General features: G+C 66.7%; 15 protein-coding genes. 9 read left to right on the forward strand and 6 right to left on the reverse strand.

The features are described 5' to 3' along the window. Positions 1–30: 30 nt before the first annotated feature. Positions 31–846: a head GIN domain-containing protein gene (locus tag RQP53_RS12715; RefSeq protein WP_315650684.1), complete on the reverse strand. Its 816-nt coding sequence runs from the start codon at positions 844–846 to the stop codon at positions 31–33. A 289-nt stretch (positions 847–1,135) separates the two neighbouring features. Here RQP53_RS12715 and RQP53_RS12720 point away from each other — a divergent pair, with 289 nt between their 5' ends. From RQP53_RS12720 to pssA, 5 genes are read left to right on the forward strand one after another with little or no spacing between them, the layout of a single operon-like run. Continuing rightward, positions 1,136–1,840 carry a hypothetical protein gene (locus tag RQP53_RS12720; RefSeq protein ID WP_315650685.1) on the forward strand — a complete coding sequence of 235 codons (705 nt, stop codon included), beginning with the start codon at positions 1,136–1,138 and terminating at the stop codon, positions 1,838–1,840. Between the two features lie 3 nt (positions 1,841–1,843). Continuing rightward, a complete protein-coding gene (locus RQP53_RS12725; RefSeq protein ID WP_315650686.1) occupies positions 1,844–2,158 on the forward strand; it encodes an HPr-rel-A system PqqD family peptide chaperone in 315 nt (104 codons plus the stop codon). Continuing rightward, positions 2,155–3,072: an HprK-related kinase A gene (locus RQP53_RS12730; protein ID WP_315650687.1), complete on the forward strand. Its 918-nt coding sequence runs from the start codon at positions 2,155–2,157 to the stop codon at positions 3,070–3,072. Before RQP53_RS12725 ends, RQP53_RS12730 begins: the two co-directional genes overlap by 4 nt. Continuing rightward, positions 3,069–4,190: a nucleotidyltransferase domain-containing protein gene (locus RQP53_RS12735; RefSeq protein WP_315650688.1), complete on the forward strand. Its 1,122-nt coding sequence runs from the start codon at positions 3,069–3,071 to the stop codon at positions 4,188–4,190. The genes RQP53_RS12730 and RQP53_RS12735 overlap by 4 nt, the downstream gene beginning before the upstream one ends. A gap of 30 nt (positions 4,191–4,220) precedes the next feature. Further along, positions 4,221–4,838 carry a CDP-diacylglycerol--serine O-phosphatidyltransferase gene (gene pssA / locus RQP53_RS12740; RefSeq protein WP_315650689.1) on the forward strand — a complete coding sequence of 206 codons (618 nt, stop codon included), beginning with the start codon at positions 4,221–4,223 and terminating at the stop codon, positions 4,836–4,838. On the opposite strand, the gene RQP53_RS12745 is transcribed toward pssA, so the two are convergent. Continuing rightward, positions 4,839–6,458, reverse strand: a complete 1,620-nt coding sequence (locus RQP53_RS12745; RefSeq protein ID WP_315650691.1) for a S41 family peptidase — start codon at positions 6,456–6,458, stop codon at positions 4,839–4,841. An 81-nt stretch (positions 6,459–6,539) separates the two neighbouring features. Further along, complete coding sequence (locus RQP53_RS12750) at positions 6,540–7,502, reverse strand: DMT family transporter (protein ID WP_315650692.1); 963 nt, start codon at positions 7,500–7,502, stop codon at positions 6,540–6,542. Between the two features lie 141 nt (positions 7,503–7,643). Between RQP53_RS12750 and RQP53_RS12755 the strand changes: the two genes are divergently transcribed. The 3 genes from RQP53_RS12755 (at position 7,644) to RQP53_RS12765 (ending at position 11,700) form a co-directional block, all read left to right on the forward strand. Continuing rightward, positions 7,644–8,876 (forward strand): DEAD/DEAH box helicase, encoded by a 1,233-nt coding sequence (locus RQP53_RS12755; protein ID WP_315650693.1) that lies wholly within the window; start codon positions 7,644–7,646, stop codon positions 8,874–8,876. Between the two features lie 99 nt (positions 8,877–8,975). After that, the gene (locus RQP53_RS12760) at positions 8,976–11,078 is read left to right on the forward strand and encodes a putative bifunctional diguanylate cyclase/phosphodiesterase (protein WP_315650694.1); all 2,103 of its coding nucleotides are present in this window, start codon (positions 8,976–8,978) and stop codon (positions 11,076–11,078) included. 16 nt (positions 11,079–11,094) lie between these two features. Further along, a complete protein-coding gene (locus RQP53_RS12765; RefSeq protein ID WP_315650695.1) occupies positions 11,095–11,700 on the forward strand; it encodes a DUF938 domain-containing protein in 606 nt (201 codons plus the stop codon). Positions 11,701–11,718: 18 nt separating this feature from the next. Here the strand turns inward: RQP53_RS12765 and RQP53_RS12770 are convergent, their stop codons facing one another. After that, positions 11,719–12,165 carry a hypothetical protein gene (locus RQP53_RS12770; RefSeq protein ID WP_315650696.1) on the reverse strand — a complete coding sequence of 149 codons (447 nt, stop codon included), beginning with the start codon at positions 12,163–12,165 and terminating at the stop codon, positions 11,719–11,721. Positions 12,166–12,491: 326 nt separating this feature from the next. Here RQP53_RS12770 and RQP53_RS12775 point away from each other — a divergent pair, with 326 nt between their 5' ends. After that, positions 12,492–13,829, forward strand: a complete 1,338-nt coding sequence (locus RQP53_RS12775; protein WP_315650697.1) for a DUF3422 family protein — start codon at positions 12,492–12,494, stop codon at positions 13,827–13,829. A 4-nt stretch (positions 13,830–13,833) separates the two neighbouring features. Here the strand turns inward: RQP53_RS12775 and ppk2 are convergent, their stop codons facing one another. Both ppk2 and RQP53_RS12785 read right to left on the reverse strand, forming a co-directional pair. Continuing rightward, entirely contained in the window at positions 13,834–15,033 is a 1,200-nt protein-coding gene (gene ppk2 / locus RQP53_RS12780; RefSeq protein WP_315650698.1) for a polyphosphate kinase 2, read from the reverse strand. A gap of 91 nt (positions 15,034–15,124) precedes the next feature. After that, positions 15,125–16,420 (reverse strand): acetyl-CoA hydrolase/transferase family protein, encoded by a 1,296-nt coding sequence (locus tag RQP53_RS12785; protein ID WP_315650699.1) that lies wholly within the window; start codon positions 16,418–16,420, stop codon positions 15,125–15,127. Positions 16,421–16,438 lie beyond the last annotated feature (18 nt).

Below are 16,438 nucleotides of genomic sequence, written 5' to 3' on the forward strand. Positions count from 1 at the left end.
CTGACAACGGCCAGGCCTGGAACGCAGTGCTCAGTAGCCGTTCAGCTCACCCGATCCGGTGACGCTCTTGCTGACCTTGGGTCGGCCCGCGTAGCTGAGGTCACCGCTGCCGCTGAGCTTGGCGTCGAGCTGCTCGCTGACGCCCAAATCCATATCGCCGCTGCCGGACAGATGGGCCTTGACCGTCTTGCCGCTCAGCGCCCGGGCGCTGACATCACCGCTGCCGCTGAGCGACCAGTTCTGCGCATCGGCCCGGCCCGCCACTTCGAGATCGCCAGAGCCACTGAGGCTGGCATTGAGTTCACGCAGCTCCACCAAACCCATATGCAGATCGCCAGAACCGGTGATGTTCAGATTGAAGCTGTCCGCCTTCAGGCGGTCCAGACGCACATCGCCGGACCCCTTCATCTGCAGCGACTGCAGCGCCTTGAAGGCAATATTGACGCGGGGCTCGTTGCGGCAGTCGAAGCCGGAATGGGGCTTCAGGCCCACCACCAAGGTATCGCCCTCGACCCGCGTTTCGATCAGCGGCTCGATATTGTCATCGGCCTGCACCCGCAATTCATCGGCAGCAGCCTGGCTCATGCGCACGTCGATCGGGCCGTCGACCCGCACCCGGCTGAAGACAGCCACGGCGCGCACCTTGTCGACCAACACACCCGAACCCTTCAGCTTGCTGTTGTGATCACCATAGTGGTGCGTGCCGCCCCAATGGATGGTCAGGCCCTTGCCCTCCTGCTTGATGCGCAGATTCCAATCACCGTCGCGGTCGGCGGCGGCGGCGGCGGCGGCGGCGGACAAGGCCAGGCCAGAGAGAAGCAGGGCGGCGATGAAGGTCTTGGTCACGAGGCACTCCTGAAGCGTTGGGCCGCAGTGTGCCCAGGCCGGGCACCGGCCAGCCAGCTGGCGCCGACAGACTGCCGCCCGGCCGGCACGGAGCGCAAATCCGGCCGATCAGCGGCGCGCTGGCGCAGACCTTTCCTGACGCCACCCGTTCAGGGGGGGACCAGCGCTTTGCCGCTTGCCCATTGTGTGAAACACTGCTCAGCAGCCTTGGCAGGCTGCCGCTAGCATTCCCGCATGCTGGCCGCCGCTGGCTCAGCCTGTCCTCGCCCCGCGCAACGAAAGCTTTTCCATGAACGATCGCACACAACCTCAAGAGCAGCAGGACGCCGAGCAGGCGTCCGTGCAGGGCGTCGACGCTCAAGCTGTCGCTGTGGCGCGGCGCCGCCGCTTCCTGAAGATTGGCGCCTCGACCGTGCCCGCCGGCCTGACCCTGGCCAGCCGCCCGGTCCGCGCCTGGCATTGCAACACCACTTCGGCCTGGGGTTCGGCCCAGATCAACCCGGTGGCCAGCACGACCAATCGCAACAAGCTGACCCAGCTGACCGACGAGACCTGGACGATCGCCAACTGGCAAAGCAACACCATCCGTACCGCCGTATCCGGCACGCCGCCCTGGGGCGTGTTGTTTTCGACGCGTACCGACTGCAAGAGCGGTGGCGTGGTGCCGGCTTACGTCAAGAGCTACACCATCGGCACGCTGTTCAGCGGCGCCAGCATCCCCGCCGGCCTGTCGTCAACGAACTACGTCTGGACGGTGCTGAACAACGGCACCCAGTTCCAGAAGTACATCGTCACCGCCTGGCTGAATGCCAAGCTGATCGCCAACGTCGCCAGCTGCCTGAAGAGCGGTGGCACCGATCAGCTGCGCCTGATGCTGGGTGGCAGCTACTCGCCGCCGAATCTGAGCGGTACGCCCTGGACGCAGACGGACATCGTCAACTACCTGTTCAACAACTGGATCGTCCGTCCGACCGAAGGCGCTGTCGTTCCCTAAGCCGTGACCACGGCCTCGGCAGCCAGCGCGCCGCACTGGCGCTCATGCGCCTCCCCCCGCTTCGCGCTGCGCTACCTGGATGGCGACCATTGCGCACTGGCCTTTGACAGCGCCAGTGGCGACACCCACCTGCTCAGCCTGCTCGACTACGAGCTGACCCAGCTCTTGCTGGACGGCGCGCGCCCGGAAGCCGATTTGCTGGCCGAAGTTCGGGCTATGCTCGACGCCCCTGAACAAGAAGCAGACCTGCCCGCCCTGCTGAACGAGAGGCTGCACCATCTGCGGTCGCTGGGCCTGCTGGACTGCCATTCACCTTGAAGGTTTCAGCCCTTTCGCCGCGCGAGTTCGCCCAGCGGCTCGCCGACGGTGAGCTGCTGATCGACATCCATCCCTTCGTCACCCGCCTGCGCAGCCGGGTGCCGCGGCTGACTCGCGAGCTGGCGCTGATGTACGCGGAATTCCCGCTGCTGCCGCCCGACAGCTTCGCCGACTTTCATATCGAGATTCGCCTCGAAGGCCTGCTGCGCCGCTGGCTGCGACCACAGGCCCGCTTCATCTACGACGGCAAGCCGGCCTTTCTGCCGCTGCCGGCCGACCACGCGCTGACCATGGTCGAGTGGGGCCTGAACTGGTGCGTGGCCTCGCACGCCCATCAATTCCTGGTCATCCATGCCGCCGTGCTGGAGCGCGGCGGCATGGCCATCGTGCTGCCGGCGCCGCCGGGCTCGGGCAAGAGCACCTTGTGCGCCGCCCTGATGCTGCGTGGCTGGCGGCTGCTGTCCGACGAGCTGGCGCTGTTTGATATGGCCAGCGGCCTGGTCCATGGCATGGCCCGGCCCGTCAACTTGAAGAACGCCTCGATTGGCGTGATCCGCGCCTTCGAACCCGCCGCCGTGTTCTCCGAGGAGATTCCCGACACCGCCAAGGGTACGGTGGCCTTGCTGCGCGCGCCGGCCGAAGCCGTGGCCCGCCGCAAGGAGCCGGCCCGCCCGCGCTGGGTGGTACTGCCCGCCTACCAGGCTGGCGCGGCAACGGCGCTGCTGCGCATGGACCGCGCCGAATCGATGATGCTGATGGCCGAGCAGTCCTTCAACTACGACATCCACGGCCGCCGCGGTTTCGATGCGCTGACGGACCTCTGCGCCGGCGCCGACTGCTATCGCTTTGAATACAGCCGGCTCGATGAAGGCATCGCCGCCATCGACGCCCTGGCCACGGAGGCCGGCGCATGAGAGCCACGGACAACCTGCTGCTGCGTTGCCTGCGCGAGCCCTCGCTGTGCGAGCGCCTCAGCGCCGTCGAGTGGGACTTGCTGATCCGCCAGGCCCGTGCGGCCAATCTGCTGGCCGAGCTGAACCTGCGGCTGCAGCGTGAAGGGCTGATTGATAGCGCACCGCCGCCGGCACGCCCACACCTTGACGCAGCGTCCAAACTGGTCACACGCCAGCGCATTGCCATCCGCTGGGAAGTCGAGTGCATCCGTCAGGCGCTGCAGGGGCGCAGCCCGCAGCTGGCCGTGCTCAAGGGCGCCGCCTATCTGCTGCGCGAACTGCCGCATGCGCAGTCGCGCATCTTCACCGATGTCGACATCCTGGTGCCGCGCGCGTACATCGACGAGGTCGAGAGTGCCCTGTTGATCGCCGGCTGGCAGCCGCAGGAACTGGATGCCTACAACCAGCGCTACTACCGCCGCTGGATGCACGAGATCCCCCCGCTGACGCACATCCGGCGCGGCACCTCGATCGATGTGCACCACGCCATCCTGCCCGGCACCGCCAGGCTGCGCGTCAACACCGCCGCGCTGTTCGAGCAGCTTCAGCCGCTGGCAGAGTTCCCCGGCGTCAGCACGCTCGGCGACATCGACATGCTCTTGCACAGCGCCACCCACCTGTTCCATGAGGGCGAGTTCGACAACGGCCTGCGCGATCTCTTCGACCTTGACGCCATGCTGCAGCTGTTTGGCCAGCGACCGGGCTTCTGGGATGAACTGCTGCCCCGCGCGCAGCAACTTGGCCTGGTGCTGCCGCTGTTCTATGCGCTGCGCTATACCGAGCGGCTGCTGGGCCGGCATTGGCCGATCACGCTGATGGCCACAATGGCCGCCCATGGCCCTGGTCGCTTGACGCTGACACTGATGGACGCCTGCTACGAACGCGCGCTGGCGCCGGTGCACAGCAGCTGCAACACCATCGGCGTGCAGGCGGCCCGGCTGGCCCTCTACCTGCGTTCACACTGGCTGCGCATGCCGCCCACGCTGCTGGCCCTGCACCTGGGCCGCAAGGCCTGGATGCGGCTCTGGGGACTGGACCAGCCTGCCGAGGCGACGCCGGATGACGCCAAGCCCCGCTGAGCGTCCCGTCGGCTGCTTTATGCTTGCGCCATGACTCGACCCAAGCCCTTCTCGATGATCCGCGAGTTCCACCTGGCGGACTGGTTCACGCTGGCCAATGCCTTCTGCGGCATGGGCGCACTGTTTGCGGTGATGACCTATCTGCAGCTGAAGGATGTGGTGCACCTCTACTACGCCTGCGCGCTGATCCCGGCCGCCCTGGTCTTTGATGTGCTTGACGGCCGCATTGCCCGCTGGCGCCAGCAAAGCTCCAGCCTCGGCCGCGAGTTGGATTCGCTGGCCGATGTGATCTCCTTCGGCGTGGCGCCGGCGGTGATCGCCTACGGCTGCGGCATGCAGGGTCTATACGACCGCATCGTGCTGGTCTTCTTCGTCGCCTGCGGCGTCTCGCGGCTGGCCCGCTTCAACATCACCGCCGAGGCACTTTCCGGCGAGGACGGCAAGGTCAAGTACTTCGAAGGCACGCCCATCCCGACCTCGCTGGTGCTGGTCGTGATGCTCTGGATCGCCGCCGCACAGGGTGCGATCGGTGAGCAGATGTGGCTGGGCAAGCTGGAGCTGGGCGGCTTCTTCTTCCATCCGCTGGCGCTGGCCTTTGCCACCTCCGGCTCGCTGATGGTCAGCCGCATCAAGATTCCCAAGCTCTGATCAGCGCGCCCGGTAGATCCGGTTGCTGCGCTGCGGCGGCCGCTGCAGCAGGCTCAGCAGCGGTCGCGCCGATTGGGGCCGCATCGTCATCACGCTGCCAGCCGGGCACTGCCCGCTGCTGCGGTAGCTCAGCGCCGCCGCCAGCATGGCCTCCTGCGTATCGCCCAGCGCGTGGTTGAAGTCATCAGCCACCTGGCAGCCCGGCACGCCGGCCACGCCGTTGCCGCCGGGCACGAAGCCATCGGCATAGTCGCCAAAGCCCTTGGCATTGGTGCCGACGAATTCAATCGGGAAGTAGGAGATGCCGCAGTTGTCCTTGGCCGTGAAGCCATAGGGCTTGCCGCAGGTCTGGCCGCCGATCAAGATGACTTGCACACCGACGCCGCGCAGGCCGTTGATGATGGACTCGCTGGCCGAGCAGGTGCCCGACTGCGCCAGCACGAAAACGCGCTTCAGGCCCAGTGTCGGCAAGGGTTGCGGAGCGCTGCAGCCGCCGGCGCCGAGCAGGCAGGATTCGCTGTAAAACGGCGTGCGCGAGGAAGCGCTGCTGTTGTCCGCCGTACGTCGGTCGTTGTAGCGCAACTGCTCGAAGAGCTGGCCATTGGTCTGAGTCGGCCCGGCCACCATATAGGCCAGCTCACTGGCAATGAAGAGGTAGCCACCACCGTTGTAGCGCAGATCCAGCACCAGGTCAGATACCGCCTGCTGTTTGAAGCTGTTGATGGCCGCGATCAGCTGCGCCTCGGCTGGCGCGATATGGTCGTTGAAGACGATATGGCCGACACGCTGCCCATCGGCGGTGTTGATGACCTGCTGCGACAAGACCGGCTGCTTGCTGAGCTGTGCACTGGACAACTCGACGCTGAATTCGCCCACACCAGGCCGCACAAAGACAAAGCGGTGCCGTTCCCCGGACGTCGCTGGGAACAGCGCGGCATTGAGCTTGTCGATGCTGCCCTGATCGTTGGCATTGGCGCTGATGCCATCAACACTGCTGAGCTCATCGCCGCGGCGCAGCCCTGCATCGGCCGCGATGCCGCTGGGTTCGAGATAGGCGATGCGCACGGTGCGCGTGCCATTGCCCGACTGCAGCGACCAATCCAGCCCATAGCCAAGATCAACGCCTTGTTGCGACAACAGATTCCAGGCCTCAGTCGGATAGATGAAGCTGAACTTGTCGCGGTGAGCGCCGGACTCGGTCAGCTGAGGCGTCTTCAGCGCGTCGAAGTAGTTTCTCAGCGCCACATAGACATCGCTGCCGTTGAAGTCGCTCGCGTTGGCGTTGACACTGGGCACCTGATCGCGCCACAGATAGGCCTCGTCGAAATAGGAGCGCAACCACTGTTTCTCAATCGACAGGCTGCCGGTGCGCTGGCTCGCCGCCGCATAGCTGTTGGCAGGCGCGCACTGCTGGGCCAGCGACGCGCTGCTGGGCAGCGTGCTGGTGCCCGGGTTGTTGTTATTGCTGCTGCCAGTGCCGGTACTGACGCCACCGTCACCAAACACCGAGTTACCCGGGCTGCCGCCACCACCGCCGCAAGCGACCAAGGCCAGCAGCAGCGCCGCGCAGCCAAGTCGCCGAGTCTGCTGGCGACCGCTGCTGTTCTTTGCTTTTCTCATTCTGTCTCTCCCTTCCAAGCACGCCCGGCAGACCGCAGGCGATCCTGAACTGCCACTGTAGCGTCTAGGCGCCACTGAGATTCAGTCGGCGTTGCGCTCAGGCCGCACCCGCAGCGCCAGCATCACGCCCAGCACCAGGGCGGCAATGCCGGCCAAGGTCAGCGGCTCGGGCCGCTGGCCGCGCCAGACAAAGGCATAGGCCAGGGCAGACAGCGTCTCGAACACAATCAGCTGGCCGACCAGGGCCGTGGGCAGACGCTGGCTGGCCTCGTTCCAGCACAAGGTGCCCAGCCAGGACGCAAACAGGCCGACCGCCAGCATCAATCCGATGAAGGACACCGGCCGCGCACCCAGCGGGAAATCAAAGCCCGTACCCAGCAGCGCGAGGCCGCTGTGCTGCAGCAGCCACAGCAGCCCCAGCCCGCACAGCGCCGCTGGCAGCGTGACCAGGCCCTGTGCCGTGGCCCAGACGCGGGGTGGCCGATCGGCATGGGCGCGCAGCCAGTCGGCATTGCGCAGCGGATACCAGGTCCAGCAGCCCAGCGCCACCAGGGCCAGCGCCGCGCCCTGCAGATAGGCGTCGAGACTCGCTGCCGCCTGGCCCAGGGCACGCAGCTCGACATGGTTGACACAGGCGATGCCCAGCGCGATCAGCAGCAAGGGCGGGAGCAGCCGCAGCCAGGGCAGCCGGCCATCGCGGCGGTGGTCGAGCAGATTGGCGCTGATGGCAATCACCACCGGCAGCGTGCCGATGATGACAGTCGGCAGCGGTCCACCAGCGCGCTGAATGGCCGCGGCCAGGCAGAGGTAGTAGAGGAAGTTGCCAATGGCTGTCAGCTTCAGCGCCTCCAGCCAATCGCCGGCACGCAGCGCGCGCAGCCCGCTGCGGTCCATCCAGGCCAGCGGCAGGGCAATCAGGCCAAAGGCGAGATAGCGGCCAACGGCCAACAAGGCAGCCGGATAGTCGGGCAGCATCTGCGGCGCGACGAATACCAGGCCCCACATCAGGCCGGCGGCCAGGGCAAAAAAGACACCGCTCAGCATTGCGGCAGCAGGGAATCAAGCATGGCGCATCATGGCATGGCGTTCAGGCCCAGCAGCAGCGGACAGCGCGCTAGGCGAACGCGCGCCGGGCACGTTTGCGACAATCGCGCTTTGCTGCTGCCGCAGCGCGTCTGGATTTCCATGCCTTTTGCCTCCCTCGGTCTGAGCCCCGCGCTGCTGCGCGCCCTTGCCACGCTGGGTCATCAGCAGCCCACGCCGGTGCAGGCCGAGGCCATTCCCGCCATCCTCGCCGGTGAGGACCTGCTGGCCCAGGCACAGACCGGCTCGGGCAAGACGCTGGCCTTTGCGCTGCCGCTGCTGCAGCGGCTGCAGCCCTGGCGTTCGGGCACGCCGCGGCGCAGCCAGGCCCTGGTGCTGGTGCCCACCCGCGAACTGGCCCAGCAGACCGGCGCGGTGCTGCGCGCGCTGGCCGGCACGCTGGCCCTGCCACCCCGGGTGGCGGTGCTGTTTGGCGGCGTATCGATCAACCCGCAGATGATGGGCTTGCGCGGTGGCGCCGAAGTGATCGTCGCCACACCGGGGCGCCTGCTCGATCTGGTCGAGCACAATGCGCTGCAACTGGGCCAGCTCGACTGCCTGGTGCTGGACGAAGCCGATCGCCTGCTGGATCTTGGCTTTGCCGATGAACTCGCACGCGTCATCGCGCTGCTGCCGCCCCAACGCCAGCAGCTGCTGTTCTCGGCCACCTTCCCGCCGGCGGTACAGCAGTTGGCCGAGGCCCTGTTGCCCAAGGCCAGGCAGATTCGCATTGCTGACGCCCCGCCACCCGACATCCGGCAGCGCGCGATCTCTGTCGATGCGTCGCAGCGCACCCAGCTGCTGCGCGCGCTGATCGTCGAACACGACTGGCCGCAGGTGCTGGTCTTCGTGGCCACGAAGTACGCCACCGAGCTGGTCGCGCACAAGCTGGTGCGGGCCGGGCTGACGGCGGTGTCGCTTCATGGCGAGCTGAGCCAGGGCACGCGCTCGGCGGTGCTGGCGGCCTTCAAGGCCGGCGAGGCGCGGGTGCTGGTGGCCACCGACCTGGCCGCCCGCGGCATCGACATCGCCGGCCTGCCGGTGGTCGTCAACTACGACCTGCCGCGCTCGACCGCGGACTACACCCACCGCATCGGCCGCACCGGCCGTGCCGGCGCCAGCGGCCTGGCGATCAGCTTCATCAGCGCCGACAGTGAGGCCCATTTCCGCCTGATCGAGAAGCGCCAGCAGCAGCGCGTGCCACGCGAACAGATCGCCGGCTTTGAACCCAAGCAGCTCGCCAGCGAGGCGCAGGCCACCGGCGGCGTCAAGGGCAGGCGCAAGAGCAAGAAGGACAAGCTGCGCGAGGCCGCGGCGGCCAAGCAGCCCGGCTGAAACCCGCCCGGGCAGAGCCTGGGTGGCGAAAAAGCCCGCAAGTTCCGCGGCTGCCGGCCGATAAGCATCTGTTGCCACTGTCCTCTGCGCGCCATCGCCATGCCTTTTCTGCCGCTCACGCGCATCTTGCTGCGCTTGCGCATCGGCACGCGCCTGGTGCTCAGCTCTGCCGCGCTGATTCTGCTGCTGGTCGTGCCCGCCCTCGCGATGCTGGCTCGGCTGGAGCAGCTCTCCCAGGCCTTTGAACAGCTGTCCAGCCAGCGGCTGCTGCTGCTGCGCCTGGCCGGCGAAATCAATCTGCATGCCAACGATGCCGCGCGCAAGCTGCTGGTGCTGATCAGCGCGCCGCGACCGCAGCGCGTCGAGGCCTATGCCGCCGTCGACAGCAGCAATCGCAAGATCGATGAGGGCATGAAAATGCTGGCCGCGCGGCTGCCGGGCGGCCAGGCCAACGCCTCGCTGCGCGAGCTCGAGGGCTCGCTGGCCATCTTCCGACGCGCCTACGACAGCACGGTGGATCTGATCGAGGCCGAGGACGTTCAAGCCGCCCGCGAGATGATGGCCCAGGAGACCGAGCTGACGCTGGGCATGCTCAGCAGCGCGGCCGAGCGGCTTTTGCAGGTGCAGCAGGCCGAGATGGAAGGCCAGGCCAAACGGCTGCAGCGAGACATCCAGCAGGACCGCTGGATGCTGCTCGGCCTGTGCGGTGCGGCCGCCTTGCTCGGCGGCCTAGTGGCCTTGTCGGTACGGCGCAGCATCACCATTCCGCTGGGCGAGACCGAGGCCGCCGCACGGCGCATGGCCGAGGGCGACTACAACGCCCGCGCCCCTCTGCATGGCGGCGACGAGGTGGCCCGACTGGCCGGCACGCTGAACGGCCTGGCCGAGGCGGTCAGCGAGCGCGAGCAGCGCATCATGCATCTGGCCAATACCGATGCAATGACCGGTCTGGCCCAGCGCGCGCGCTTCATCGTCGAGGCCAACGAGTCGCTGCACCAACACCTGGGCAAAAAGGGCATGGCCGCATTGCTCTGCCTGGACCTTGACCGCCTGAAAACCATCAATGCCTTGATTGGCTTTGACGCTGGCGATGCTGTGATCAGGTTGGCTGCGGAGCGGCTGGCCGAACACCTCGGACCGACGGTCGCCCTCGGTCGCCTGGCCGGCGGCACCTTTGCGGCACTGGCACCGGTGCGCGATGCCGCTGCTGCACGCACCCTGGCCGAGGAACTCCGACTGCATGTCGAACGCCCAACCAGCTGGATGGGCCAGACGCTGGACTTGTCAATCTCCTGTGGCGTGGCGCTGGCGCCGGAGCATGGCAAGCAGGGTGAAGCGCTGCTACGCCTGGCCGAACAGGCGCTCTACGACGCCAAGCGCCAGAAAACCGGCCTGCGCGTCTTCAGCGCCATGACCGAAGTCGCGCGCCAGCAAGACCTGACCCTGGCCTCGCAGCTGCAACAGGCCATGCAGGAGAACGAGTTACGTGCCTATCTGCAACCCAAGCTCTGCCTGAGGAGCGGCGAACTGGTCGGCTGCGAAGCGCTGATTCGCTGGGTTCATCCCGAGCGGGGCCTGGTACCGCCGGTGGAATTCATTCCCTTCGCCGAGCGCACCGGCCGCATCAGCCAGCTGACCCGCTGGATGCTGGCCGAGGCCTTGCGGCTGATGGCCGAATGCCCGCTCGGCACGCTGAGCATCGCCGTCAATATCTCCACCCACGATCTGCATGATCGCGAGCTCTTCGATCATTTGCGCGATCTGCTCTGGGCCAGCCATGTCGAGCCGCAACGCCTGACGCTGGAACTCACCGAGAGCGGGCTGATGGACAGCGACCAGGACCCGGTCGCCTTGCTGCAAGGCCTGCGCACCCTGGGCGTGCGCCTGGCCATCGACGATTTCGGCACCGGCCATTCCTCGCTGGCCTATCTACAGCGCCTGCCGGTCGATGAGCTGAAGATCGATCGCAGCTTCGTCAGCAATGTCGACCTCGAGCCGCGCAGCTATGAGCTGCTCGAGACCATCGTCCGCCTCGGCCACAGCCTGGGCCTGAGCGTCACCGCCGAGGGCATTGAACGCGAGGGCGAGCTGGACGCGCTGCGCCGTGCCGGCTGCGACGTGGTGCAAGGCTATCTGCTCGGCCGGCCGATGCCGGTGGACAAATTCATGAGCTGGCGCAGCGAGCACAAGCCGAGATCGTGACGCGTAGACTGGTGGCATGACACTGCTGCACTCCCCCGCCTCCGATCGCAACAAGGGCCCCATCCTCGAACAGCTGCAGCGCCTGCTGCCCGCGCAAGGGCTGGCGTTGGAAATCGCCAGCGGCAGCGGCCAGCATGCGCTGCACTTCTGCGCCGGCCTGCCCGGCTGGACCTGGCAGCCCAGCGATACCGACGCGAGCGCCCGTGCCTCGGTTGAGGCGCGCCGCCAGCAAGCACAGGATTTGTCCGGCCGGCTGCTGGCGCCGCTGACGCTGGACGTCATGCAGACCGACTGGCCGCTAGACCATCCCATCGATCTGCTGTTCTGCGCCAATATGTTGCATATCGCACCTTGGAGCTGCTGCGCCAGCTTGATGCGGGGGGCGGCCCGCCACCTCGCACCTGCGGGTCTGCTGCTCACCTATGGGCCCTATCTGGTGCCAGGTCTTGCCACAGCGCCCAGCAATCTGGCCTTCGACGCCGATCTGCGCCTGCGCAACCCGGCCTGGGGCTTGCGTTCGCTCGATGAGGTGAGCCGAGAGGCCGAGGCGGCCGGTCTGCAACTGCGCGAACAGGTCGAGATGCCCGCCAACAACCGGCTGCTTGTTTTCGCCCACCGCTGAGAGCAGCAGCGCGCAAGCTCAGCGGCTCAGCTTGGCCAGGCCCAGCTTGACCCCGCTGACAAAGCTGCCGTGCCCGGCATCGACACTCAGATCAATGCGGCCATCCTGACTCCGCCATTGGCCTGCCTTGTATTCATGCAGCAGCACCTCAGGGCGATCATCAAGACTGGCCAGCAGCTGGCAGCCCTGGGCCTTCAACTTCAGTGTTTGCCCATTGTCTAGCTGATAGTCGCCTGCCGATGCCTTGGCAAGGATGCGTGTCATGCCGGCGGATCGGCACGACAGGGATTCCGGTTCGGCCACGCGGGCTTGGGCCAGTCCGTGGCCCGACAGCGCGGCGGCAAGGGTAAGCGCCAAGCCAATGGTGCGACGAGTCGTATAGCGTGAAGAGATGAGCATAGGGCCTCCTCGGCAAGGACGGCTCCGAAAGCTCTTCACCGTGATGAGCAACTGCGTCCATTGCATGCTGACAGTCTGGGCGCTGCAATCACGACCTTCATGCGGCAAGCGACAAGCAGGCAAAAGCAGCGCATGAAATGCAGTTTCGAGCGATGTTCAAGCTGCCCGAAGAAATTCCGGCCAATCGACCAGATAGCCGATGGATACGGGCCAAACTCGATTCCATGATTCTCGCAATCAGCTCAGCATGACCGCGGTCACGGCGACCGCTGGCACAGATGACTTTCGACTGCCTGCCGCCATGGCGATGCATCCATTGAGCGTTTGCGAAGCCTGCTGTCATACAGCCCGCCCATACTCAGGCGCGGCACAGCCATCGCAGGTGTTTCACGATGACCATGGATCCCGGCTCCGACCTGACCCATCAACGCGCCGCCCTGCCGCCCGACGACGCCGAGCGCAGCCTCCTGCATAACGAGGTACATGCGCGCCCTTCGGCACGCATACGCTTGCCGGCCTTCATCGTCTATGTGGCGGTGCTCAATGAGGGCATCAGCCGCGAGCAGGAATGCGAACACCTGCGCCGGCTGCCGGGGCAGCAGCAGCTGGACGCCGCCGATCTGCGCGGCAACTTCCTGCGCCTGCGCGGCGCCGGCCACACGGTCAAATGGGAGCGGCACAGCGAGTTCACCCGCTATTCCATCGTCCAGCCGCTGCCGCCCGAGGCCCTGCTCGGTGCCGAAGATCCCGATCTCTTGCATGCGCTCAAGGTCGACCCGGCCTGGCTGGCCGCCATTCCCGGCCGCACGATGGCCGCCATCAGCCTGACGCTGCTGGAGCAGGATCTGGCCGACGCGCCCGCGGCGCTGGCGCTGGCGACGCGCTGGCTGGGTGGCCCTCCGGTGCTGGCCTCGCTGATGGGCGGCGGGCATTCGATGGTGGTGACCGACTTCCGCCTGCGCCCCAGCGGCTTTGAGCGGATGCTGGTGCTGGCCCAACCGGGCACCAGCGAGACACGGGCCGGCCGCATCTCGCAGCGTCTGCTGGAGCTGGAGACCTACCGGCTGATGGCATTGCGCGGCCTGCCGGTGGCCAAGGCGCTGGCGCCGATGCTGGGCGAGGCCGAGGCGGCGCTGGTGCGGGTGACCGACGATCTGATCGCCAAGACCCAATCCGAGCAGCAACTGCTTGACGCGCTGATCGCCATTGCGGCGCGCGTCGAACGGGCGACCGCCCAGCATGTCTACCGCTTCTCGGCCACCGAGGCCTATGCGGCGCTGGTGCGCCAGCGCATCCTGGAGCTGCGCGAAAAGCCGATTCCTGGCACGCAGACGCTGGGCGAATTCATGCAGCGCCGGCTCTCGCCTGCCATTGCGACGGTGGCGGCCAGCGCGCAGCGCCTGGCCTCGCTGTCGGCCCGCACCGAACGGGCCAGCGCCCTGCTGCGCACCCGCGTCGACATCGCCACCGAAACGCAGAACCAGCAGTTGCTGGCGCAGCTGACCCGGGGTCAGTCCTTGCAGCTGAAGCTGCAGAGCACGGTGGAAGGGCTGTCAATCGCCGCCATCTCCTACTACGTGATCAGCCTCTTGCTCTACGGTGGCAAGGCCCTGAAATCAGCAGGGCTGCCGCTCAATCCCGAGCTGCTGGCCGGCGCGCTGATTCCGGCGGTGCTGTGGGCGGTCTGGCGCGGCAACCGGCGCATTCACGCCGATCTGCACGGGCATTGAGCTTTCAGGCGCCAGCGCCAGCCTCGGCCGCCGCCGGGCCATGGCCCTCGCCGCGTTCATAGACCACATTGGCGCGGCCCACCAGCAAGGGATCGAGCGCGCCGATCTTGTCCAGATCCTTGTTGGTGTAGGGCAGCTGGTGCAATACATAGCGCATCGCATTGAGCCGCGCGCGCTTCTTGCAGTCGGACTTCACCACCGTCCAGGGCGCCTCGGCGATATCGGTATGAAAGAACATCGCTTCCTTGGCCTTGGTATAGCTGTCCCATTTGTCCAGCGAGGCCAGATCAATCGGCGAGAGCTTCCACTGCTTCAGCGGATGGGCCCGCCGTTCCTTGAAGCGGCGCCGCTGCTCGGCGCGGCTGACCGAGAACCAGAACTTGATCACATGGACGCCGGAGCGCACCAGATTGCGTTCGAACTCCGGCGCCTGGCGCATGAACTCGTTGTACTCGTCGTTGCTGCAAAAACCCATCACCCGCTCAACGCCGGCGCGGTTGTACCAGCTGCGATCGAACATCACGATCTCGCCGGCCGTAGGCAGATGCTGCACATAGCGCTGGAAATACCACTGGCCGCGCTCGACATCGCTGGGCTTCTCCAGCGCCACGACGCGCGCGCCGCGAGGATTCAGATGCTCCATGAAGCGCTTGATCGTGCCACCCTTGCCGGCGGCGTCACGCCCCTCGAACAGGATCACCACCTTGGCTCCGGTCGACTTGACCCAGGCCTGCAGCTTCAGCAGCTCGACCTGCAGCCGGTACTTCTGCCGCTCATAGCTCTTGCGCGACAGCAGATTCTTGTAGGGGTAGCCGCCACGGCGCCAGCTCGGCGACAACTCTTCGTCCGGGTCGACGCCCGTGCTGCCGGGATGGGCCAGCTCGGCCAGCAGCGCCTGGCGCAGGGCCTGCGCATCGTCGGCCGAGGCACCGGCCACGACGGCCCTGACCGAGCTGGCCAGCGCCTCCGGGCCGCCGCTGGCGACAATGTCCTTCAGCGCTTCAAGCTCGCGTGCCTGGGCCTTGTCGACCGCCTCACGGACCACGTGGCGAGCGATCCGGTCGGCGTCGACGCTGCCTGCCGTGTCACCGCTGCGCGCCCGGCGGGCGCGTGGCGCGGCCTTCGGCGCCGGCTTCACCGCGGCCTGGCGCGGCGCCGCAGCGATCTTGCTGCGGCGCGGGGCGGTGGATTTGGCTGCGGGCATGGGCGCTCTCCTGGGCTGTCATCAAAGCATCACGATGGCAGCCCAGTGTGAGCCTGTCCTTGACCGGCATCAAGCGAAATAGAGCCGGGATTCAGAGCAGATGCAGGCGCCGCGCCGCCTCGCGCAATTCGCCACGGAAGTCCGGGTGAGCGATGGCAATCATCTCGGCCGCGCGCTGCTTGGCCGATTTGCCGCGCAGTTGCGCCACGCCGTATTCGCTAACCACATAGTTGATGTCGTTCTTGCCGGTGGTCTGGTGGGTACCGGGCGAGAGCGTCGGCACGATGCGCGAGATGCTGTCGTCCTTGGCCGTCGAGGGCAGCACGATGAAGGCCTTGCCGCCACGCGAGCGGTTGGCCGCGCGCACAAAGTCGACCTGGCCGCCGGTGCCCGAGTAAGGCACGGGCCCCAGGCTTTCCGAGCCGCATTGGCCCAGCAGATCGATCTGCAGCGTGGCGTTGATGGCAACGAGCTTGTCGTTCTGCCCGGCCAGATAGGGATCGTTGGTGAAATCGACCGGGTGGATCTCCAGGCCCGGGTTGCGATCCAGCATCCGGTAGAGCTTTTGCGAGCCCAGCGCAAAGGTGGCGACCATCTTGCCCGGCAGGTAGTTCTTGCGCGCATTGGTGACGACGCCGGCCTCGACCAGGCTCAGGATGCCGTCGCCGATCATCTCGGTGTGCACGCCCAGATCGCGCTTGGCGGTCAGCTGCATCACCACCGCGTCGGGAATGCCGCCGTAGCCAATCTGTAGCGTCGAACCGTCCTCGATCATGTCGGCCACATACTTGCCGATGGCCTCCTGCACCGGGCCGATCTTGGGCAGGCCCACCTCGGTCAGCGGCGCCTCGCTCTCGACCACAGCTGCCAGCTGCGAGATATGCACATGGCAGTTGCCAAAGGCAAAGGGCACGTTCGGGTTGACCTCCAGCACCACCACGCGGGCGCGGGCGATCGCTGCCATCGTGTAGTCCGCCCCCAGGCTGAGCGAGAAATAGCCATGGGCATCCATCGGCGAGGCGATCGCAAACACCACATCGGCAGCCATCAGGCCGCGTTCGATCAGCTGTGGCATCTCCGAGAAGTAGCTGGGAATGAAGTCGATCCAGCCGGCCTGGCCGCCAGCTCGCGAGGCGGCGCCATAGAAATAGGCCAGGTGGCGCACATGCGCGCTCGTCTCGGGATCGAAGTAGCCGAACTTGCGCACCGGCAGGATCTGGCAGACCTTGACGTCCTGAAAGCGGCGGCGCTGCTCGGACAAGGCCCCCAGCAGCTCGGGCGGCTCACCAACGCCCGTCGGCACAACAATGGTGTCGCCGTCGCGGAGATGGCTCAGCGCCTCGGCGGCGCTGACGAGCTTCTGGCGGTACAGATCCTGGGCAGACATGGCGGCTCACTACAGTCA

Origin of the sequence: Roseateles aquae, from assembly GCF_032337115.1 — a bacterium.
Taxonomy (GTDB): domain Bacteria; phylum Pseudomonadota; class Gammaproteobacteria; order Burkholderiales; family Burkholderiaceae_C; genus Roseateles_C; species Roseateles_C aquae.